General features: G+C 71.9%; 15 protein-coding genes and 2 pseudogenes. 3 read left to right on the top strand and 14 right to left on the bottom strand.

Annotated elements, in window-relative coordinates:
- A pseudogene (locus FREUN1FDRAFT_RS44405) lies at positions 1-446 on the top strand (hypothetical protein); the annotation flags it as partial.
- A gap of 168 nt (positions 447-614) precedes the next feature.
- On the opposite strand, the gene FREUN1FDRAFT_RS30050 reads toward FREUN1FDRAFT_RS44405, so the two are convergent.
- The 11 genes and pseudogenes from FREUN1FDRAFT_RS30050 to FREUN1FDRAFT_RS30000 all read right to left on the bottom strand — a co-directional run bounded on the left by FREUN1FDRAFT_RS30050 (position 615) and on the right by FREUN1FDRAFT_RS30000 (position 14,125).
- A complete protein-coding gene (locus FREUN1FDRAFT_RS30050) occupies positions 615-1,520 on the bottom strand; it encodes an LUD domain-containing protein (protein WP_006544076.1) in 906 nt (301 codons plus the stop codon).
- A complete protein-coding gene (locus tag FREUN1FDRAFT_RS30045) occupies positions 1,517-3,034 on the bottom strand; it encodes a LutB/LldF family L-lactate oxidation iron-sulfur protein (RefSeq protein ID WP_006544075.1) in 1,518 nt (505 codons plus the stop codon). The genes FREUN1FDRAFT_RS30050 and FREUN1FDRAFT_RS30045 overlap by 4 nt, the downstream gene beginning before the upstream one ends.
- A complete protein-coding gene (locus FREUN1FDRAFT_RS30040) occupies positions 3,031-3,771 on the bottom strand; it encodes a (Fe-S)-binding protein (RefSeq protein WP_006544074.1) in 741 nt (246 codons plus the stop codon). The genes FREUN1FDRAFT_RS30045 and FREUN1FDRAFT_RS30040 overlap by 4 nt, the downstream gene beginning before the upstream one ends.
- A 4-nt stretch (positions 3,772-3,775) precedes the next feature.
- Complete coding sequence (locus FREUN1FDRAFT_RS30035) at positions 3,776-5,305, bottom strand: rhamnulokinase family protein (RefSeq protein ID WP_006544073.1); 1,530 nt, start codon at positions 5,303-5,305, stop codon at positions 3,776-3,778.
- On the bottom strand, positions 5,302-7,344 hold the full coding sequence (locus tag FREUN1FDRAFT_RS30030) for a bifunctional rhamnulose-1-phosphate aldolase/short-chain dehydrogenase (RefSeq protein ID WP_006544072.1): 2,043 nt from the start codon (positions 7,342-7,344) through the stop codon (positions 5,302-5,304). Before FREUN1FDRAFT_RS30030 ends, FREUN1FDRAFT_RS30035 begins: the two co-directional genes overlap by 4 nt.
- 124 nt (positions 7,345-7,468) lie before the next feature.
- A complete protein-coding gene (rhaI, locus tag FREUN1FDRAFT_RS30025) occupies positions 7,469-8,629 on the bottom strand; it encodes an L-rhamnose isomerase (protein WP_006544071.1) in 1,161 nt (386 codons plus the stop codon).
- Positions 8,630-8,727: 98 nt separating this feature from the next.
- Positions 8,728-9,045: pseudogene (locus FREUN1FDRAFT_RS30020) on the bottom strand (L-rhamnose mutarotase); the annotation flags it as partial.
- Between the two features lie 96 nt (positions 9,046-9,141).
- Positions 9,142-10,287 (bottom strand): rhamnose ABC transporter substrate-binding protein, encoded by a 1,146-nt coding sequence (gene rhaS, locus FREUN1FDRAFT_RS30015; RefSeq protein WP_232295481.1) that lies wholly within the window; start codon positions 10,285-10,287, stop codon positions 9,142-9,144.
- A 100-nt stretch (positions 10,288-10,387) separates the two neighbouring features.
- A complete protein-coding gene (locus FREUN1FDRAFT_RS30010; RefSeq protein ID WP_006544068.1) occupies positions 10,388-11,521 on the bottom strand; it encodes an ABC transporter permease in 1,134 nt (377 codons plus the stop codon).
- A complete protein-coding gene (locus FREUN1FDRAFT_RS30005; protein ID WP_006544067.1) occupies positions 11,511-12,551 on the bottom strand; it encodes an ABC transporter permease in 1,041 nt (346 codons plus the stop codon). Before FREUN1FDRAFT_RS30005 ends, FREUN1FDRAFT_RS30010 begins: the two co-directional genes overlap by 11 nt.
- Entirely contained in the window at positions 12,548-14,125 is a 1,578-nt protein-coding gene (locus FREUN1FDRAFT_RS30000) for a sugar ABC transporter ATP-binding protein (protein WP_006544066.1), read from the bottom strand. Before FREUN1FDRAFT_RS30000 ends, FREUN1FDRAFT_RS30005 begins: the two co-directional genes overlap by 4 nt.
- A 223-nt stretch (positions 14,126-14,348) precedes the next feature.
- Between FREUN1FDRAFT_RS30000 and FREUN1FDRAFT_RS29995 the strand changes: the two genes are divergently transcribed.
- Positions 14,349-15,467: a LacI family DNA-binding transcriptional regulator gene (locus tag FREUN1FDRAFT_RS29995; protein WP_006544065.1), complete on the top strand. Its 1,119-nt coding sequence runs from the start codon at positions 14,349-14,351 to the stop codon at positions 15,465-15,467.
- Here FREUN1FDRAFT_RS29995 and FREUN1FDRAFT_RS29990 read toward each other — a convergent pair.
- The 3 genes from FREUN1FDRAFT_RS29990 to FREUN1FDRAFT_RS29980 are packed head-to-tail and all read right to left on the bottom strand — an operon-like array spanning position 15,376 to position 20,556.
- Positions 15,376-16,467, bottom strand: a complete 1,092-nt coding sequence (locus FREUN1FDRAFT_RS29990; protein WP_006544064.1) for a 1-acyl-sn-glycerol-3-phosphate acyltransferase — start codon at positions 16,465-16,467, stop codon at positions 15,376-15,378. The two genes, FREUN1FDRAFT_RS29995 and FREUN1FDRAFT_RS29990, sit on opposite strands and share 92 nt — an antisense overlap.
- Positions 16,464-17,399 (bottom strand): patatin-like phospholipase family protein, encoded by a 936-nt coding sequence (locus FREUN1FDRAFT_RS29985; RefSeq protein WP_006544063.1) that lies wholly within the window; start codon positions 17,397-17,399, stop codon positions 16,464-16,466. The genes FREUN1FDRAFT_RS29990 and FREUN1FDRAFT_RS29985 overlap by 4 nt, the downstream gene beginning before the upstream one ends.
- A gap of 58 nt (positions 17,400-17,457) precedes the next feature.
- A complete protein-coding gene (locus FREUN1FDRAFT_RS29980; RefSeq protein ID WP_006544062.1) occupies positions 17,458-20,556 on the bottom strand; it encodes an EAL domain-containing protein in 3,099 nt (1,032 codons plus the stop codon).
- A 159-nt stretch (positions 20,557-20,715) separates the two neighbouring features.
- Here FREUN1FDRAFT_RS29980 and FREUN1FDRAFT_RS29975 point away from each other — a divergent pair.
- A partial coding sequence (locus FREUN1FDRAFT_RS29975) for a GGDEF domain-containing protein (RefSeq protein WP_006544061.1) occupies positions 20,716-22,144 on the top strand: 1,429 nt, incomplete at its 3' end.

The following is a 22,144-nucleotide window of genomic DNA, read 5'->3' as shown; positions in this document are numbered from 1 at the left end:
CCCCCTCTCCCGCTACCACGCCCGGCCCCGCCGGAGACGACCGGCCACTGGTCACCACCAGCATCGCGACCGTCGACCACCGACGACTCCCACCCCCCAGCCACCCCGCCACACCCGCGGCCAGCCACCGCAACCGGACACCACCCCGGCAAGCCACCCCGGCGCTCACCCGGCCCGCCGTGCCACCACCGGACACCGACCCGACAGCACCGGACCAGCCATCCCACCGCCCGGCACCCACCGCGACCGACGTCCTGGACCTCCTGCGCGGCGATCCTCACCGCGCCTGGCACAGCCGGGACATCGCCCGGATCCTCCACGTCACGAACATCAACAGCTTCCGCACCCGGATGTCGCAGTGGGCCCGCCAGGGGCTCCTCCACAAGACCGACCGAGCGACCTACACCCTGACCTCAACACCCTTGACAGCAACCGAGATCACTTAACTACGCGGCCTTGGAGCAAGAAGTGCGGACTTTGGCTGCTGCGGCAACCGAAATCCTCACTTCTTGCGGATTGTCAAATGGGCGAACCAGATGGCGCCTTCGTCCAGGTGACGGTGTACGGGATATGCACCCCGCGGCTCGCGGTCACTCCCGTGCGCCCAGTGGCTGTCAGGCTGCGGGCTCCTGGCCGACGGCCGCGCTGACGACGATGACCTCCAGGGTGCGGGGGCCGTGGACGCCTTCGACCCGGTTGAGCTCGATGTCGCTGGTCGCGCTGGGGCCGCTGATCCAGGTGAGCGGGCGGGTCGCGCCGGCGCCGTCCAGGTGGGCGATGGCATCGGCGACGCTGGCCACGATCTGGTCCTCACGGACCACGACCAGGTGATAGTCCGGGATCAGGGTGAGCGCGCGGCGCCCCTGGCCGGGGCCACCGTCCAGGACGATCGTCCCGGTCTCGGCGATCGCCAGCACACAGCCGGTGATCACCCCGTCGGCGGCGTCGAGGTCGCGCACGGACAGCGGCGCGTCGTCGTCGAGGAGCTCGACACCCTCAGACTGCCCGGCTGGCCCTGCCTGCCCGGCTGGCCCTGCCTGCCCGGCTGGCCCTGCCTGCCCGGCAAGCTCAGCCAGCCCGGCCAGCCACGGAGCGGGTAGCCCGGCCGGACGGACGAGGCGGCGTACCCCCCGGTCGGCGAGGGCCGCGGCGACGGCTCCGGCCACGCCCGGCGGTTCCGCGGAACCGCTGCCGGAGCCGCCGACGGACACCTGGCGCACCAGCGCGTGGTAGTCGAGGAGACGGTCGACGAGCACCTGGACCGCGGCGCCCCGGGCGGAGCCGGCAGGCAGGCTGGCGGAACCCTGCCCAGCCAGCCGATAGTCACGCGACACCGGCGCCGGCTCCGGCCGGTCGCCGAGAGCCGTGCGGACCCGGGCCAGAACCTCGGCGCGAGCCGCAATGGTCGGACCAGCGGACGGGCCGGTCGGGCCGGTCGGGCCGGTCGGGCCGGCGGACGGAGCAGCCGGGCCAGCGGACGGAGCGCCTGCCCCGGCGCCCCGGCGGCGCCAGGTTCTCATCGGTCACCGCCCTCGGTCCGCCGGGCCCACCGCTCGCGGAAGGTCTCCGCCGGTGGGAGCGGAAGATCCCGACTGGTGGTCCAGGCGGCCAGCGGCGGCGGGAGCAGCGTGATGCGGCCGCGCCGCCTACCGAGGAACCGGCCCAGCCGGGCCATGCGCAGGGCCGCCGACCATCGGCGCGGGGAGGCCATCATCCACGCCGCCGTCTTCATCACCCCCCGTTCGAACGGGTGCTCATGCCCCGCCTGCTCCACGGTCCTACCGCGCAGATGGACCAGCATCGACGGGATGTCGATCGCGACCGGGCAGGCCTCGAGGCAGGCACCGCACAGCGTGGAGGCGTACGGCAGCGACGGATTGTCGGCGACACCGGTGAGCTGCGGCGAGAGCACCGCCCCGATCGGGCCGGGGTAGATCGAGCCGTACGCGTGCCCTCCGGTGCGCTCGTAGACGGGGCAGACGTTCAGGCAGGCCGAGCAGCGGATGCACCGCAGCGCCGCCCGCCCGGCAGGGTCGGCGAGGGTGGCGGTCCGCCCGTTGTCGAGCAGGACGAGGTGGAACTCGCGTGGGCCGTCACCGGGGGTGATGCCCGTCCAGAAGGAGGTGTAGGGGTTCATCCGCTCACCGGTGGACGAGCGGGGCAACAGCTGCAGGAAGATCTCCAGGTCACGCCAGGTCGGCACGATCTTCTCCAGGCCCATCACGGTGATCAGCGTCTCGGGCAGCGTGAGGCACATCCGGCCGTTGCCCTCGGACTCCACCACAGCCAGGGTGCCGGTCTCGGCGACCGCGAAGTTGGCGCCGCTGATCGCGACCCGGGTGCGCAGGAACCGTTCGCGCAGGTGGCCGCGGGCCGCCTCGGCCAGCGCGGCCGGGGAGTCGGTGAGGTCGGGGCTGGCCGGCACACCGCCCGCGGCGCCCATCCGGCGCAGGAAGATCTCGCGGATCTCGGCCCGGTTGCGGTGGATCGCCGGCACCAGGATGTGACTGGGCCGGTCCTCGCCCAACTGGACTATCAACTCGGCCAGGTCGGTCTCCCAGGCCGAGATGCCCGCCTCGGCAAGCGCCTCGTTGAGGCCGATCTCCTGGGTCGCCATCGACTTGACCTTCACGACCTCCTGCGCGCCGGTGGCGCGGACGAGCCCGGTGACGATCGCGTTGGCCTCGTTCGCGTCGCGGGCCCAGTGCACCGTGCCGCCCCGGGCGGTGACCTGCTCCTCCAGCTGGCACAGGTACTGGTCCAGATGGGCGAGGACGTCGTCCTTCACCGCCGCGCCGGCGGCCCGCAGCTCGGCCCAGTCGTCCAGCTCGCCGACGACGGCCGCGCGCTTGCGGCGGATCGTGCCGGTCGCATTGGCGATGTTGCGGCGCAGCTGGGTGTCGGCGAGCGCCCGGCGCGCGGCCTGCGGGAACGGCTCGTCACCGCGCAGCGCGCCGACACCACGCGGCGCGGTCGGCATGCCGAGAAACGTCAAGGCCGAGGCCGAGGCCGGGGTCGGGGTCGGGGTCTTCATGCCACCTTCGCAGGCTCGCTCGCGAGGATCTCCGCCAGATGCACCGGCCGCACCCCGGCGCGCAGCCGGGACAGCCCGCCACCGATGTGCATCAGGCAGGAGGAGTCGCCGGCTGTGATGATCTCGGCTCGGGTGTCGAGGATGCCGCGGATCTTGTCGGTGAGCATCGCGGTGGACGTGTCCGGATTCTTCAGCGCGAACGTGCCCCCGAACCCGCAGCACGACTCGGCCGCCGGAAGCTCCTCCAGCTGGATGCCCCGCACCGCGCGCAGCAGCCGCAGCGGGGCCTCGCCCACACCGAGCATCCGCAGCGAATGACACGTCGGGTGGTAGGTGACCCGATGCGGGTAGTGCGCGCCGACGTCCGTCACACCCAGGACGTTCACGAGGAACTCGGAGAGCTCGAACGTCCGGGCGGCCAGGTCGGTGGCGGCCGCGGCGAGGCCGGTGTCACCGCGGGCCGCGGCCAGCCCGGCGTACTGGTGCCGGACCGATCCGACGCACGAGCCGCTCGGCGCGACCACCGCCTCGTAGCCCTCGAACGCCGCCACGGTGCGGCGGACCAGGCGCAGCGCGTCGCGCCGGTAGCCGGTGTTGATGTGCATCTGGCCGCAGCAGGTCTGGGCCAGCGGCACCTCGACCTGGTGGCCGAGGCGTTCCAGCACGGCGACCGTGGCCTGGCCGACGTCCGGGAACATGCCGTCCACCAGGCAGGTGACAAGCAGCGCGACCCGCATGGGCTCAGTCTCCTCTCGGCCCGGCCAGCGCGGGGGCAGCGGCCGGCGCAGGGAGGTACCGCGCCGGGCGGGTGGTCCGGCGCACCAGGGCGCGCAGTGCTTCCAGGCTGACGTCCCCCGGCCTGCCCCGCCCGCCGGGCCCGCTCAGCGCGCCGTGGGCCCGAGCCTGCACCAGGATGTTGCCGATCGCGGTGGCCTCGGCCGGGCCGGCGAGCACCGGGCGGCCGAGCGCGTCGGCGGTGAGCTGGCACAGCAGCGTGTTGCGCGAGCCGCCGCCGACGATGTGCACGACGTCGACACGGCGTCCGGACAGCATCTCGGCGGTGTCGATCGTGCGCGCGTACGCGGCGGCGAGGCTGTCGAGCACGCAGCGGACGGTCTCGGCCGGCGTCGCCGGCTCCCGCTGCCCGCTGGCCCTGGCCGCGGCGGCGACTCGGGTCGGCATGTCGCCCGGCGGGAGGAACTGTGGGTCGTCCGGGTCGATGACCGGCCCGCCGGATGCCAGCGCGCCGGCCTGGTCGAGCAGGTCGGCGAGCAGCGCCGGTCGCTGGTCCGCGCGGGGGGCCCACTGGCGTAGGCATTCCTGCAGCATCCACAGGCCCATCACGTTGTGCAGGTAGCGGATGCGGCCGTCGACACCGGCCTCGTTGGTGAATCCGGCGCGGCGGCTCGCGGTGGTCAGCACCGGCGCGTCGAGCTCGACGCCGACCAGTGACCAGGTGCCGCAGGAGATGTAGGCCCAGTTCTCGCCCTCGGCGGGCACGCCGACGACCGCCGAGGCGGTGTCATGTGAGCCCACCGCGGTGACGGCGGTCGACGTCGGCAGGCCGGTCTGCTCGGCGATGCCCGGACGTAGCCCGCCGATGACCGTGCCCGGGGTGACGAGTGGTGCGAGCAGGCCAGGTTCGATACCGGCCAGTCGGGCGAGGGCCGCGGACCAGGTCTGGTCACGGACGTCGAGCAGACCGGTGGTGGACGCGTTGGTCAGCTCGGCGACCTGGGCGCCGGTCAGCCAGTACCCGAACAGGTCCGGGACCAGCAGCAGCCGCGCCGCGCCGGCCAGCGCCGCAGAGGTGCGGGGGCCGGGTTTCCCGGCACCGACCCCCGCACCGGCCTCGGCGGCGAGCTGGTAAAGCGTGGTGAAGGGCAGGAACTGCAGCCCGTTGGCCCGGTACAGCTCGTCGGGGTCGCTGGCGGCGTGCACCGCGGCGATGACCGCCGGGCTCGTCCGGACGTCCCGGTAGTGGTACGGGAGCCCGAGCAGCCGCCCGGCCGGGTCAATCAGACCGTAGTCCACCGCCCAGGAGTCGATGGCGACGGAGCGGGGAACATCACCCGCCGCCGCGACCGCGCGCAGGCCCTCGACCACCTCGGAATACAGGTGGCCGAGGTCCCAGTGCAGTCCGTCCGGCAGCGCCAGCGGCGTGTTCGGGAAGCGGTGTGCCTCGGTCAGGTCAAGCCGGTCGGGGCCCACTCGGGCAGTGAGCACCCGTCCGCCCGACGCTCCGATGTCGACCGCCGCGACCAGCGTCATCGGAGGAATGCGGCCGCGACGCCGGCGTCGACCGGGATGTGCAGGCCGGTGGTCTGGGCGAGGTCGCCGCCGGTGAGGGCGAAGACGGCCGCCGCGACGTGGTCGGGCAGGACCTCCCGCTTGAGCAGGGTGCGCTGGGCGTAGAAGGCGCCGAGCTCCTCCTCGGGCACCCCGTAGACGGCGGCCCGCTTCGCGCCCCAGCCGCCGGCGAAGATGCCGGAGCCGCGGACGACTCCGTCCGGGTTGACGCCGTTGACCCGGATGCCGTGCTCGCCCAGCTCGGCGGCCAACAGCCGCACCTGGTGGGCCTGGTCGGCCTTGGCGGAGCTGTAGGCGATGTTGTTCGGCCCGGCGAACACGCTGTTCTTGCTGGCGATGTAGACGATGTCGCCGCCGGTGCCCTGGGCGATCAGGGTGCGCGCGGCGCGCTGGGAGACCAGGAAGGAGCCGCGGGCCATCACGTCGTGCTGCAGGTCCCAGTCGGTGACGGTCGTCTCCAGCAGCGGCTTCGAGATCGACAGGCCGGCGTTGTTCACCACGATGTCGACGCCACCGAAGGCCAGGGCGGCGGCGGCGAAGGCCTCGTCGATCTGGTCGGGGCTGGTCACATCGGCGGTCACCCACACCGCCCGGTCGGAGGTGCCGATCTCGGCGGCGACCTTCTCGGCGGCGCTGCCGTCACGGTCCGCGACGACCACGCAGGCGCCCTCGGCGGCCAGCCGGTGCGCGATCGCCCGGCCGATGCCCGAGCCGCCGCCGGTGACGAACGCGACCCGGGTGGCCAGCGGGCGCGGCAACGGCTGCCGGGCCAGCTTCGCCTCCTCCAGCGACCAGTACTCGATGCGGAACTTCTCGGCCTCGTCGATGGGCGCGTAGGTGGAGACGGCCTCCGCGCCACGCATCACGTTGATCGCGTTGACGTAGAACTCGCCGGCGACCCGGGCCGTCTGCGCGTCGGCGCCGAAGGAGAACATGCCGATGCCCGGGACGAGCACGATCGCCGGGTCGGCACCGCGCATCGCCGGGCTGTCGCCGGTGGCGTGGCGCTCGTAGTAGGCGCGGTAGTCCTCCCGGTAGGCGGTGTGCAGCTCCCCCAGCCGGGCGATGACGGTGTCGAGCGGGGCGTCGGGTGCGGTGTCGAGCACCAGCGGGCGGACCTTGGTGCGCAGGAAGTGGTCCGGGCAGGAGGTGCCGAGGGCCGCCAGGGCCTGGTGGCGGTCGTGGGCGAGGAAGTCCAGCACGACGTCGGTGTCGGTGAAGTGGCCGATCTGGTGGCGGTCGGTGCTGGCCAGGCCGCGGATCACCGGGGCGAGCTCGGCGGCGCGGCGGCGGCGCTCGGCCGGTGCCAGCGCGGCGTTGGCGGGCACCGGCGCGCCGAACGGCGCCGGCTTTCCGCGCTCGGCGATGAAGCGGGCCGCCGTCTGGATGATCTCCAGCGAGTTCGCCTCGCAGGTCTCGGAGGTCGGCCCCCACGCCGTGATGCCGTGCCCGCCGAGGATCGCGCCGATCGCCTGCGGGTTGTCCCGGGCGATCGCCGAGATGTCGAGGCCGAGCTGGAAGCCCGGGCGGCGCCAGGGCACCCAGACCACTCGGTCGCCGAAGCACTCGTGGGTGAGGCGCTCACCATCGGCGGCGGTGGCCAGCGCGATCCCGGCGTCCGGGTGCAGGTGGTCGACGTGCGCGGCCTCGACGAGTCCGTGCATGGCGGTGTCGATCGACGGTGCGGCGCCGCCCCGCCCGTGCAGGCAGAAGTCGAACGCGGCGACCATCTCGTCCTCGTGCTCCTCGCCCGGGTAGACGTCCGCCAGGGCGCGCAGACGGTCGAGGCGCAGGACGGCGAGGCCGTCCTCGACGAGGGTGCCGAGGTCTCCCCCGGAGCCCTTCACCCACATCAGCTCGACGGGGCCGCCGGTGACCGGGTCGGTTGCGACCCCCTTCGCGGAGGTGTTCCCGCCGGCGTAGTTGGTGTTCCGGGGGTCGGAGCCGAGCCGGTTCGACCGTTCCAGCAGGTCGGCGACCACGTCGGCGTGCTCACTCATGATCTTTCGGGTTCCCTCCGCCAGGCGGCGGCTGGGCGGGTGACCCGCCGCCGCACCACCAGAATATGAAACGTTTCATGAGCGCTTTCAGTCAAGCGCCTGCGATCGGTTTCCTTGGGCCGGATCAGGCGTTCCAGCCGGCCTGCTGGCCGCCCACCCGCTCGGCGACGATGCGCTCGCCGTAACCGGACCGCCGGTAGGCTCCGACCGGGTCGGGGTCCAGGCCGTCGTCCGTGCGCAGCTCGGCGAGCAGCGGGCGGACGTCGGTGTTGTAGGCGTCCATCAGCACCGCGTTCGCGCCGAGCACGTCGCCTTCCAGCTGGGCGGCGCGCAGCGCGTCCCGATCCACCAGAAGCGCCTTGGCGGTCGCCTCCTGGACGTTCAGAACAGAGCGGATCACCGCCGGGGTCTTCGCCTCGATGTTGTGGCACTGGTCGAGCATGAAAGCGATGCCACTCGACAGGGAATCAGCCCGGACGATCTCGTACATGATGCGGAAGAGCTGGAACGGGTCCGCCGCGCCGGCCATCAGGTCGTCGTCGGCGTAGAAACGGGAGTTGAAGTCGAACGCGCCCAGCCGACCGGCCCGCAGCAGGAAGGCGACGATGAACTCGATGTTCGTGCCCGGCGCGTGGTGGCCGGTGTCGATGCAGACCGTGGCGCGCGGGCCCAGCTCCACACAGTGCGCGTACGAGGTTCCCCAGTCGGGGACGTCGGTCGCGTAGAAGGCCGGCTCGAAGAGCTTGTACTCCAGCAGCATCCGCTGGTGCGGGCCAAGCCGGTCGTACACCTCCCGCAGCGCCTCGGCAAGGCGGTCCTGCCGGTCACGCAGGTCGTCCTGGCCGGGGTAGTTGATGCCGTCGGAGAACCACAGTTTCAGATCCCGGGAGCCGGTGGCATCCATGATGTCGACGCAGTCGAGCAGGTGCCGCACCGCCTTGCGCCGAACGCGGGGATCCGGGTTGGTGACGCTGCCGAGCTTGTAGTCGTCGTCCTGGAAGACGTTCGAGTTGATCGCCCCGATGCGCACACCCTGGTCGTGCGCGTATTTCGCCAGCTCGGCGAAGTCGTCCACCCGGTCCCAGGGGATGTGCAGGGCGACGCTGGGAGCGGAGCCGGTGAACCGGTGCACCTGCGCGGCGTCGGCGATCTTCTCCTGGGGCGTCCGCGGCACACCGGCCTGGGCGAAGACCTTGAACCTCGTCCCGGAGTTCCCGTACGCCCAGGACGGCGTCTCGATCTCCAGCGACCGCAGCGCGGCCTTCACATTCGCCGGGTTCGGCATGGTCAGCACTTTCCTTGCGTCAGGGATATCAGCCGGGCGGTCGAGTCGGGAGCATCGAGAGATTCGGGGGCGTCGGGGGTGTCCAGGGGGTTGGTGGAGTCGAGGTGAAAGACCTCCGGAACGAGCTGCATCGCCTCGTCGGGCATATCCGTGCCGAGCTCGACGAAGAAATCAGCCATCTCGGCCTGCCAGCGGGCGTTGACCTCGCTCGCCGCCATCCGGGCCTGGGCCAGGGCCAGGTCGTCCGTCTCGACATAGCCGATGAGCAGGCCGTCCGGGCGGAGGAAGAGCGAGTAGTTGTGCCATCCGGCGGCTCGCAGCGCGGCGCGCATTTCGGGCCAGACGGCGCTGTGCCGTCGCGCGTATTCGGCCGTCCGTTCTGGTTTCACCTGCAGGCAGAAGCAGTAGCGACGCACTGGCGCAGCCTCCTTGGACGATCCGGGTTCCGCCGGGCCGAGCGGCCGGGCAGGGGCCGGCTCACCGGCCCGGCGGTACCTGGGGCTCGGCGTGCCTCAGAAGTCGAAGTCGCCGATGTTGGTCGAATCGAAGATCGTCGGGAGGCCGAGAACGATCTCGCCCTTCGCGCCGATCGTGTATTTGCCGAGCCGACCAGCTTGGAACGTTTCACCTTCGGCGCCGGTGATCTGGCCGGACGCGAGCGCGACGCCGGCGTACGCGGCGAGATAGCCGATGTCAGCCGGGTTCCACAGCGCGAACTGCTTGACCGTGCCGTCGTTGACGTACTGGCGCATCTGGTTCGGCGTGCCGAGACCGGTGATCACGACCTTGTCCTTGTAGGACGAGGTGCTCACATAACGCGCCGCGGCGGCGATACCGACGGTCGTCGGCGACACGATCGCCTTGAGGTTCGGGTACGACTGCAGCAGGCCCTGGGTCTGCTGGAACGAGGTCTGGTCGTCGTCGTTGCCGTAGGCGATCTTCACGAGCTTGATCTTGCTGTTCTCCGGCTTGGCCAGCTCGGTCTTCATCACGTCGATCCAGGCGTTCTGGTTCGTCGCGTTCGGCGTGGCGGAGAGCACCGCGATCTCGCCCTCGCCGCCGATCTGCTCACTGGTCATCTTCACCAGGGTCTGGCCGATGCCCTCGGCGGTCGCCTGGTTGATGAAGACGTCCCGACAGTCGGCCGAGGCGTCGGAGTCGAACGCCACGATCTTGATGCCGCTGTCGCGGGCCTGCTTCAGCGACGGGCAGACCGCGTTCGGGTCGTTCGCCGCGATCGCGATGACGTCCTGCTGCTGCTGGATCAGGGTGTTGATGTAGCTGACCTGCGACGACGCGGAGGCGTCGTTCGGGCCGACCAGCTTGTACTCGCCCTTGAGCTCACCCAGGGCCTCCTTGCCGCCACCGGTCTCGATGTCCGAGTACGGGTTGTTGAGCTGCTTGGGCAGGAAGGCCATCCGGACGTCCGACTTCAGCTCGGCGTTCGGGTTGGCGGTCGCGGCGCTGCCACCGGCTGAGGTGGCCTCGCTGTCGTCCTTCGACGTGCCGCCACAGGCAGTTAACGCAACGGCCACCACGGCCACCGCCGCGCTCAGGACCACCGCCCGTGACCTGCGGACGCCGCTGACGCCGCTGGCCGACGTCCGGCGACGCGACCGGAACCGGGACGGCTCCGGTGACATGGATTCCTCTGACATGAACTGTTGTCCCTTTTTCTCAGTGAGGGAGCCGCGGACTGCGGACTCCGGAAGATCTGCGGGTCGCTCGGGCTGCCGGGGAGCCGGGGAGCCGCTCGGGCTACCGGGGAGCGGCGGTCAGGGGCGGGCTGCCCGTCGGGTGGCTGTGCCGGCGCCGGAACCGGTCGGTGCCGGCGCGGACGGCCTGGGTCACGTTGGGCAGCAGGACGGAGGCGACGAGCAACGCGCCGACAACGATGTTGAGGGCCTCGTTGGAGACGTCCGACAGGCGCAGCGCGTTCTGGAGCGAGGCGAGCAGGACCACCCCGCCCAGCACACCCGGCAACGTTCCGCGCCCACCGAAGATGGAGACCCCGCCGAGCAGGACCGCCGCGACGACCGCCAGCTCCAGTCCCGAACCGTTGTCGGCCCGTGCGCTGGAGTAGCGCAGCGTCCACAGCACACCGGTGAGGCCCGCGACCGCGCCGGTGGCGACGTACAGCCAGAACTTCAGCATCGGGATGCGGACACCGGCGAACCGGGCCGCCTGCTCCCCCGCACCGGCGGCGAACGTCCAGCGGCCGATCGGGGTCGCGTGCAGGAGTACGCCGAAGACCACAGCAAGCGCCACGATGATGATCGCGACGTTGGGTATCGACGTTCCGCCGATGGTCCCGGTGACCCACGAGGTGTAGCTCGACGGGAAGTCCGCGACCGCGGTGTCACCGAGCACCACGAACGCGAGGCCCCGGTAGAGGGCGAGCGTGCCGATGGTGACGGCCAGCGACGGCAGCCCGAGCGCGGTGACGAACAGGCCGTTCACCGCCCCGAGCGCCGCACCCAGCAGCACGCACAGCGGGATGATCGTCTCGATGGTCATGCCCTGGTTCCACAGGTAGCCCATCACCGCGCTGCTCAGGCCGAGCACGCTGGCCACCGACAGGTCGATCTCCCCGGTGGCGATGACGAAGGTCATGGGCAGCGCGATCAGCACGATCGGCAGCAGGTCGAGCACCAGGAAGGTGAAGTTCCGCGACGACCCGAAGTTGTCGACGAACACCGAGGCGAGCACGATGACGAGCGCGGCGAGCGCGATCACCGCCACGTCCCAGCCGGCGAGCCGGGCGAGCACCGCTGTCACCGGACGCACCGGGCCGCCCGCACGCACCGCACGCTCCGGCGCACCGGGCCGCCCGGGCGCGGAGGCGTCGGCGGACACGTCAACGGACACGTCAACGGACACGTCAGCGGACATTCGAGCCCTCCTTCTTCAGCGCCGCGGCGACCCGCAGGGCGATCAGCCGGTCGATCCCGATGGCGAGCAGGATCAGCGCCCCGACGATGGCCTGCTGCCAGAACTGGTTGATGTTGAGGACGGCGAGCGCGCTGCTGATCGTGGTCAGCAGGAGCGCGCCCAGCGCGGCGCCCCAGACGGTGCCGACGCCGCCGGCGACGGCGACACCGCCGACGACCGCCGCGGCCACGACGTTCAGCTCGTAACCGTTGCCGGCGGAGGCGTCGATCGTGCCGAACCGGGCGGCGAACAGGACGCCGGCGAGCCCGGCCAGGGTGCCGCTGACGACGAAGGCGCCGAGCAGCCGCCGGCCGACCGGGATGCCGGCCAGCCGTGCCCCCGGCGGCGAGGAGCCCATCGCGTAGAGCTGCCGGCCGACCGGGTAGTTCCGCAGGACCACACCGACGACCACCATCACGATCAACGCGATGACGACGAGGTACGGCACACCGAGCAGGCTCGCCGTCCCCAGTTTCAGGAACCCGCCGGGGAGCTCGTCGGCGTAGATCTGCTCGCCGTCGGCCCACAGGTAGGCGACACCGCGGAACATGTACAGCGTGCCGAGGGTGACGACCAGCGCCGGAACGTTGCCGAACCGGACGAGCAGCCCGTTGATGACGCCGCAGCAGGCACCGACCGCCATCCCGAGCACGAGCGCGAGCACGACCGGCAGCCCGGGATGGTCGGAGAGCACCGTCCCGGCCGCGTAGGCGGACAGGCCCAGGATGGACCCGACCGACAGGTCGACGCTTCGGGTGATCATGACCACCGTCTGGCCGACGGCGAGTACGGCCACGATCGCCGCACCGAGCAGGATGTCCCGGATGCTCTGGGAGTGCACGAACGCCGGGCGCACCCCGGCCGTCACCGCGACCAGCACGGCGAGCGCGAAGACGATGCTGATCTCCCGGGCGGTCAGCACCCTGCGCAGCGCCGACCGCCGGGCGGCGGTCCGCCCGATCCGCGGATGAATGTCCTGCACGGTGGTCACCGCGAAACCTCCAGCTCCGGTGCCGGTTCGGATGTCGCCGTCGATGCCGATTCCGCTGTGGCCGCCGGCTGCGGCCCCTGGCCGACCGCGGCGAACATCACCGACTCCTCGGTGGCCTCGTCCCGGTCGAGCTCCCGTACCAGGCGGCCCTCGCGCATGACCAGCACCCGGTCGGCCAGGCTGAGCACCTCGGGCAGTTCGGAGGAGACCACGACAACGGCCACACCGTCGGTGGCAAGCCCGGAGATCAGCCGGTGGACCTCGGCCTTGGTCCCGACGTCGATACCGCGGGTGGGCTCGTCGATGATCAGCACCCGGGGCATCGTCGCGAGCCACTTGGCGAGCACGACCTTCTGCTGGTTACCGCCGGAGAGCGTCGACACCGCGTCACTGAGCCGGTGGTACTTGGTCTGCAGCCGGGTGGCCCACTCCTCGGCCGAACGCCGCTCGGCGCCGCCGAGCAGCAGACCCACCCGGGCGAGCGAGCCGGCCCGCGGCAGGGTGACGTTGCGCTGGATGGAGGCGTCCATGACCAGCCCCTGCAGGCGGCGGTCCTCCGGGACGAGCGCGAGCCCGGCGGACATCGCGGCCCGCGGCGAGTTCGGCCGCAGCCGCTGACCGCCCACCCGGACGGTGCCGCGATCGCGACGGTCGACACCGAAGACGGCCTGCACCACCTCGGACCGGCCCGAACCGACCAGGCCGGCGAGCGCCACGATCTCCCCCGACCGGACGGTGAACGACACGTCCTCGAAGACACCGTCCCGGCCGAGCCCCTCCACCTGCAGCATGACCTCGCCGGGGGCGGCGGTCCGCTGTGGGTGCAGGGCCGACAGATCGCGGCCGACCATGCGCCGCACGATCTCGTCGACGTCGAGGTCGGCCATCAGATCGGTGGATACGTGCTGGCCGTCGCGCATCACCGTCACCCGCGCGCACAGCGCGGTGATCTCCTCGAAGCGGTGCGAGATGAAGACGATGGCCGTCCCCTGCTCCAGCAGGGAGCGGGCGACGGCGAACAGGCGCTCGACCTCGACGCTGGTCAGCGCGGCGGTCGGCTCGTCCATCACCAGCACGCGGGTGTCCATCGACAGCGCCTTGGCGATCTCGACGATCTGCTGGTCCGCGATCGAGAGCCCGCGGGCCGGCCGCGCCGGGTCGATCTCGACGCCGAGGCGGGCGAACAGGTCGGCGGCGGTGCGCGCGGCCCGGTGGCGGTCGATCATTCCGAACCGGCCGCGCGGTGGACGGGTCATGGCGATGTTCTCGGCGACCGAGAGGTCCGGGAACAGTGTCGGCTCCTGGTAGATGACCGCGATCCCGGCGGCCCGCGCGTCGGCCGGTGACCGCAGGTCGAGCGGCCGCCCGGCCAGGTCGATCGAACCGGTGTCTGGGCGGTGCACGCCCGCGAGCATCTTGACGATCGTCGACTTGCCGGCCCCGTTCTCACCGACCAGGGCGTGCGCCTCGCCGGCGTAGACAGGGATGGACACGTCGCGGACAGCCGCGACCACGCCGAACGACTTGCTGACGTTGTGGACGTGCAGCAACGGACCCGTCGAGTCGGGAGGCATCTTTCCCCCGGTTAGTGAAAGGTTTCAAAGCGGTTGCTGCAAGCTAGCTGTAGCGCTAGATCTGTGTCAAGCGTCATACAAGGTCGTCAGCTGGTAGCTTTGTGGTGCTTGTAGCCATCTACTGTTTACCTTCCGTGGCATCGACCGGCCTCCGGCGGCGGAGCGGCGGGCTTGGGACGGTTCACGCCGGCTGGTATGTTTTGCACGTTTCAAGGAGGATGTCGTGGCGGACGAAGAGCCGACGCCGGTGGCCCCAGCGGCCCCGGCGCGCCCGGCCGCCCGGCGGGCCCCCGGCGTCAAGGACGTCGCGGCGGCCGCGGAGGTCTCGCTCGGCACCGTCTCCAACGTCCTGAACCGCCCGCAGCTGGTCAGCCCGCGAACGCGGCAGAAGGTCGAGCAGGCCATGGCCGACCTCGGCTTCGTCCGCAACGAGTCCGCCCGGCAGCTGCGCGCCGGCCACAGCCGCAGCCTGGCCTACGTGATGCTCGACGCGGCGAACCCGTTCTTCACCGACGTCGCCACCGGCATCGAGGAGGTCGCCGCGGCGGCCGACCTGGTGGTCTTCCTCTGCAACAGCGGCGAGGAGGCCGACCGCGAGGCGCGCCACCTCGATCATCTTCAGCAGCACCGCGTGCACGGCATCCTGATCACTCCGGTGAACGCGGCCGACGAACGGCTGAGCCGCCTCCAGGAGCAGGGCACCCCGGTGGTCCTCGTGGACCGCACCGACGGGGCCTTCCACGGCTGTTCCGTCTTCGTGGACGACGTCCTCGGCGGCGAGCTCGCCGTGGCCCATCTGATCGAGCACGGCCACGAGCGGATCGCCTTCGTCGGCGGGCCGGGCACGCTCAGCCAGGTGCGCCAACGCCGCGCCGGCGCACTGCGCGCGCTGGAGAACGCGGGCCTGCCGCCCGACCGCCTGATCGAGCTGTCCACCAGCGCGCTCACCGTCGCCGAGGGACGCGGCGCGGCCGAACGGCTGGCCGGGCTGCCGGCGCAGCGCCGGCCCACCGCCGCCTTCTGCACGAACGACCTCGTCGCGCTCGGCCTGCTCCAGATGTGCGTCCGGCTCGGCATCGCGGTGCCCAACGACTGCGCCATCGTCGGGTACGACGACATCGACTTCGCCGCCGCGGCGACGGTGCCGCTGACCTCGGTACGCCAGCCGCGCCGGCTGCTCGGCTCCACCGCCGCCGAGCTGCTGCTCGACGAGGCGAACAACCCTCGGCATCAGCACCAGCAGGTGCAGTTCACCCCGGAACTGGTCGCCCGCGCGTCGACGCTCGGTCATCCGGCGCAGCCACACACGAGCACGAAGATTCCTGGCGTTCTGGCGATCTGAGCCGCGCACGGTGGGCGTCGATCCAGGCGTCCACCACGGCCCACTGCAGGGTGAGCCAGTCCGTCCGTTCCGCACGGGCGGCCGGCAGCCTGCCGGCCGGGAACCACCACCAGCGCATCGTCATGGGTGTCGCCAGGGGCAGGGCCCGCCAGAGAAGCCCCGGGCTGACCAGACCGTCCAGGCCCGTGTGGGCGACCACCACCGTCCCGGCAACGGTGCCCGCGTCAAGCGCGGCGAGCACTCCGGCCGAGCGCGGCGGGAGCACATGGGTGAGGTTCTCCGCCACCTCCGCCCGCACGCTCTGCCCGCGCCGGCGCAGGCCCGCGATCACGCGGCGGCGACGCCGGACGGTGAAGTTCGCCCCCTCAGGGAAGATCACCAGGGCATCACCGGCGGTCAGCCCGCCCGCGAGGGTGTTGATCCGGGCCACCGCGGTGGCGTCGGCGCCATCGGCCCCGGCCCGCAGGAAACAGGCGCCGAGCCGGCCGAGCAGGATGTCTATCCCCGGATCGAGCTGGAGCGTGGCGAGCAGGACGACCCGCGGCGTGCGCCGGTAACGGTTGGCGACCAGGTCGATGAGCGCGAACGAGTCGCCGGCGCCGGCATGCCTGCTGGCGACCAGCACAGGCCGACCGACGCAGTCGAACGACCCCGCGGGCGGCTCCTGCACCGCCAGCCGGAACCGCATCAGCCGACCCGCGGCCGTCATGAGAAGCGCCAGCATCGCACGCAGCAACGCGAGATTGGCCTGCTCCCACCGCGCGCGCAGCAGCGGACGAACCAGCCATAACCCGAATCCGGCGATGATCACGACCATCTCGGCGACCAGGTAGACCGCGGCGAGCGCGCCGGCCCGGCTCAGCCGCAGCCGCCGGTCCAGCGGCGCGCCGGCCAGGCCCAGCACCGTGACAGCGGCACCGAGTACCGCTCCCACGACGGCGAACAGGACGAACAGGGGGTCGATGAGAAGGCGGCGCACAGCGCGCGGCGGCACCCTCACCCCGCGCTCACCTCACGCTCTTCGCGTTCACCTCGCGCCGGCCCGGCGGCGACCTGGGGCCGGCCGACCGGCGCGGGCTGTTCGAGGTAGGCGGCGGTCGCCTCGCGGGCCCGCTCGATCCGGCGACGGACACCCGCAGCCGACCGGTAACGCAGTCCGAGCAGCGGCGCCCCGTTCCCGTCACCGACCGGCAGGACATGCACCGTCACCCCCGCCGGCAGGTTCGCCATCGCATCGGCGAAGCCGCGGCGCCGGGCGATCTCGAAGGCGACCAGCCCCGCCTCCCACGGCCAACGGCCGGGCCGCAGCGGTCGCTCGATCCTGCCGACATGCAGCACGTACACCGTGCGCGCGCCGAGCGACACCGCCCGGCCAACCGGCGTGCTGTCGATCAGGCCCCCGTCGACGTAGTGCTCGTCATCGATCCGCACCGGAGGCAGCAGCGCGGGCACGGCACAGGAGGCCAGTACGGCATCGACCAGCGGCCCGGCGCCGAACCAGTGCGCCGCCGCCCGCTCGATGCTCGCGGCCACGCATTGGAAGCGCACCGGCAGCTCCTCGAACGTGGCGGGTAGCTGCTGGCGCAGCAGCCGCCGCAGCGGGGCGTTCGAGTGCAGGTAGCCATGCTGGACGACCGTGGCCAGACGCTTCGCCGGACCGCCCGCGAAGATCTCCGAGCTGCCCAGGTCCGACCACAGCTCGGTCAGTCGATCGAGTGCGGCGACCGTCGGGTCGGCGGCGACCGCGGCGCCGTTGATGGCACCGACCGACGTCCCGACGACCAGATCGGGCCGGCATCCGGCCTCCAGCAGTGCCCGGAGCATGCCGACCTCCGCGGCGCCGAGCATTCCGCCGCCGCCGAGCACGAAGGCGACCGGGCCCGTTGCGGCCGCGGGCAGACCCTTTGCGGCCGCGGGCAGAAAGGTCGTCACCGACGCTGCCTACCCACGCGATCGCGCGGCGAATCCGGAAGTCACTTCGGGCCAGGCCTCACGCGCCCCTGCCGTAGCGGTCCCGCTGTGGCGCCGGGCGGCACGCCATCGACCGCAGCCGCGCGAGGGTGCAGCGGGCCGGGGTGGCGAACATGGTCACCGCCCGCATGACCGACGGCTCCACGGCGCTGATCGGCTGCGTCCACCGGACGGTGACGAAGCCGAGCAGGCCGCCTTCGTCCGGCATGGGAATCACCATCGCGGAGCCGATCTTCAGCCGATCCACCCGCTCGTTCGGGATAAGCGGGGTACCCGCGGGATCCGGGACGAACAGCGGGGCCCGCAGCTGCGACAGCGCGCGCAGCGCCGCCTCGTCGTCGGGAGTGGCCCGGGCCCCCACCTTCGTCATCGGCTCGGTCCCCGCGGCGACGGACCAGCCGGCCGCCTCGAACACGGTCGCGCCCGGAATCTTCGCCATCATCACTCCGACCGCGTCCGCGCCGACGAGGGCACGGATGACGTCGGCTATCAGGGTGGCCGCGGCGGGCAGGTCGTCGGGATGCCAGAACTGGTCGAGGCGTTCCAGCCCGCTCGCGGCCTTCTCGCTCATCAGTCGGTCCCGGCGCGCCTCGCACAGCCGCATCGTCTGGGCGGCGAGGTCGCCCAGCGCACGCCGCTGGCCCGGGGCCAGCTGGCGAGGCATCCGGTCGGCGACGCTCAGCGCACCCAGCACATGCCCGTCGGAGGTCCGTAGCGGCGCCGCGGCGAAGAAGCGCACCGGGGCGGTCGGATCGGTCTCGACCACATGCGCGAAACGCACATCCTGCGCCGCGTCGGCGATTTCCAGGTATTCGCCGGACCAGACCACATGGGCCGCCAAACCCGTCCGGCCCGGAATGCTGCCGATCTGCAGGCCATGGCTTGACTTGAACCACTCCCGGTCGGTGTCGACGAACACGACGTGGGCGTTGGCGCAGTCCGCGATCTGGGCGGCGAGCGCGACAACCTCGTCGAACTCGGGCTCCGCGGAGGTGTCGAGGATGTGATACCGCCGCAGCGCCGCCAGCCGGGAGCCCTCATCGGCCGGGACGGGCGCGGGGAGACCGCCCAGCGCCCAGCGGTCCCGGATGCGCGGTCTGACGCCGCGGACCGCCGCGTGTTCGTCACCGGCATCCGTCCTGGCGGCCGAGGCGGCCCGGGCGGGCTGCCCGTTCGGCGACACCTGCCCGTTCCGGGAAGCCTGCGGAGTCTGACATGCCCGCCGGTCTGTTCTTTCCGGCCCAGGCCCCGCAGCCGGAGCCGAACGCCTGCCTGCGGCGAGCAGTGGAGTGAGGTCCCGCGCGGGCAACGGCACCGACACCGCGTAGCCCTGCAGGACGTCACAGCCGAGCTCGGTGAGGATCCGCTCGCTCGGCTCGTCCTCGATGCCCTCGCCGACCACGCGCAGGCCGAGGCGGTGCCCCAGGTCGACCACCGACCGCACGATCGCCATGTCCGGCAGGCTGCCCTGGGCGTCCACGACGAAGCTTCGGTCGATCTTGATCTCGTCGAAGGTCAGCGCCTTGAGGATCTCCATGGAGTTGTAGCCGGTCCCGAAATCGTCCATCGACAGCTTCACGCCGGAGACCCGCAGCTCGCTGAGCATCGCGGCGGCCCGGGCCGGCTGGGAGACGAGCGCGTTCTCGGTGATCTCAAGCGTGAGCACGTCAGGTGGAAGGTCGTAGGCCGCGAGCCGCCCGGTGACCACCCGTGGAAGCTCGTCGACGACCAGCAGCCTGGGTGACAGGTTCGCCGAGACGGCCACCGGTATCCCCTCCGCCCGCCAGCGCGCGCACTGGTGCAACGCCTCGTCGAGCTCCCACCAGGTCAGCTCGACGATCAGCGAGGAACGTTCGGCCATCGGCAGGAACGACCCGGGCGGAAGCAGCCCGCGGGACGGATGCCGCCAGCGCATCAGCGCCTCGACCCCGACGATCTGCCCGGTCGCCGCCTGCGCCATCGGCTGGTAGTAAAGCTCCAGCTCGCCCTGGTCGATCGCGGAACGCAGCTCGGCGTGCAGCGCGAGCTCCCAGGGCCGCACCGCGGCCATCCCGGTCGTCCACACCCCGACCCGCTCGCCGCTGCGCCTGGCGTCGGCAAGCGCGGCGTCCGCGCACGACAGCAGCTCGATGACCCGCTTCCCGCAGGCGGGCGCCGAGGTAAGACCGGCCGTCGCCTCCACCTCGACGTCCACACCGCCGATCCGCAGCCGGCCGTCGAGCTGCCTCAGGACGTCCCGACCGAGGTCGGCGAGCGCTGGATCGGCCGTCTCCGGCCCGGGTGGCGCCCAGCCGGCCCCGGCCGCCCCGGGCGGAACCGGTTCACCGGGCAGCAGCAGTGCGAACTTGTCACCGCCCAGCCGGGCGGTGAGCAGCGGTGGCGGCCTGACCAGGCGGAGCCAGCGGCCGAACGTCTGCAGGACGTCGTCGCCCGCCTCGTAGCCGAACGCGGTGTTGATCTCCTTGAAGTGGTCGAGGTCGACGACCATCAGCACGGTCTGGCACCCCGCCGCCGACCTCCCGGCGATGAGCGGATCAGCCGCCTGGATCAGACCGGGGCGGCTCGCCAGCGCCGTCAGGGAGTCGGTGAAGGTGCGGGTGCGCCCCCATCGGAAGGACCCGTGGGCCAGCGGTCCGGCGGCCAGCACCCCCAGGACACTGCCGACCGCGGCGAGCGGGTACTGCGTGAGACGCCCGTGCACGCTGAAGACGCCCATAACGACGGCCGCCATGACGACGGCCTGCGCCATGACGACGCTGAGCCGGTTCCACGCGAGCCCGGCCTGGCCGCCCGCCCATGGGAACCAGAACAGCAGGGTGATGGCCAGCTCGTCGGATCCCGCCATGGCCAGCATGACCGCCACCACGGAGGTCATCCCGACGCAGGAGGCGAGAGTCAGCCGCCGGAGCCACCGCGTCGGCGCGGCGCACATCGCGGCCACGGTGACCGCCCCGAGGCCGGTCGCCGCCAGGGCGCCGGGTTGCAGGTAGTCCGGGGAGCCGGGCATGACGGCCAGCAACAGCAGAAAGATCGACCCGATCAGCGGCGGACCGACGAAGAAGGCACGATCGCCGGCGGCCCTGTCAGGGACCGCGCTGTGAGTCCACAGCCAAGCCACACACCTCCTCTACCCGGCACCGGCCCGGTAGAGCACGCCACCCTGCACCCTTCAACAACCCGTACCGGCGCTATTCGACCACGAAGAGTGATCGTCGGACCTGCGCGCTTCCTCCGGACCGGGCATCGTGGGAGGCCAGGTACCGAAGGAGGCAAGCCCTTGGAAGACGGGGGCATCGAGACCCGAGCAGACCGAACACCGCGGAGGGACGACTCGAACAGAGCTGGTGCCGCGGGCGGCACGAATGCCGTCTGCGGCGCTCAGGTCCGGCCGGTCACCGAGCGGACCTTCTATGTTCTGTTTGCGCCGGTCCTGACGTTGCTCGCGCTGTCGGCCGCGGGCCAGCTGGTGCTGTCCGGTCAGCCGCGTCTGATCGCGCAGGCAGCCACCATGCTCATCTGCAGCGTGGTGACGACGTCCTTGGCAATGATCGGAATCGTGCGCACCCGGGGCGTCGACCGGCGCTGGCGGCTGCTCGTCGCGGCCGGCCCGCTGTCCTCGATTCCCGCCGCCATCGAGTGGACGATCCAGTACTCCTCCGGCAATCCGGTGACGCTCAAGTTCACGCCGATCGAAGGCCTGTTCCTGCTCGCCCCGATTCTCACGACCGCCGGCCTGATCTGCATGCCGGCGGCGTCAGTAGCCGACGGCCGGCCGACCCGGGCACCTCCGCAGCCCGCCACCCGCTGGACCCCGCGCTACTCCCACACGATCATCACCCTGGACAGCCTCCTGATCGTCCTGTCCATGCTCCTGATCGCCTGGTACGCCCAGCTGCGGTACCTCACCCGCACGGTGGTCAGCGGGACGTCGTTCATCATCGCTGTCGCCTTCATCCTCACCGCGGCGATGATGCTGGTCGTTCTGATCCTGGTGGCCGCGTTCCGCCAGCCCCACAACGGCCGCGCGCTCGCCCTGCTCGCCTGCGGCATTCTCGCGACCGCGGTCTCCGAGACGGCGCTGGTCCGGCTCAGCCTGCCCGGCGAGGTCGACGTGCAGGCAACCCTGCCGCAGTGGATCGGTGCCGCCGCCGGCCCGCTCCTCGTCGCCTTCGCCATGATCGCCCCCGAGCGGGTGCCTGCGCAGCCGCCGCTGCGGGGCAGTGGCACAGCGCCGACCAGGCGCCACCGGCGACCCGACATCCGGCCCTGGCTGCACGCCTATCTGCCCTACCTGCCGCTCAGCGTCGCCGCTGCCCTCGTGCTGGCGACCGCTGTGCGCAACGGGGCGTTACGCGGCCTCCCTCTGTACCTGGCGATCGGACTCGCCACGCTGGTCAGCCTCCGGCAGATCGTCAGCGTCACCGAGAACCGCCGGCTCGTCGCCGACGTGAAGCTGGCGCACCATCGCCTCCAATATCAGGCGGACCATGACGGACTGACCGGGCTCGCCAACCGCGCCCTGTTCACCCGGGAACTCGAACACGCGGTCACCGCCCACCGGGACCGCGGCCGGCCGGTCGTCGTCCTCTTCTGCGACATCGACCATTTCAAGACCGTCAACGACACGCACGGCCACCACGCCGGCGACCAGCTCCTGCGCACGGTGGCGGCCCGTCTGCACACCGCCGTACGCCAGGACGACCTCG

The sequence above is a fragment of the Parafrankia sp. EUN1f genome, assembly GCF_000177675.1.
GTDB lineage: Bacteria > Actinomycetota > Actinomycetes > Frankiales > Frankiaceae > Parafrankia.
This window is presented reverse-complemented; position numbering and strand designations above follow the sequence as displayed.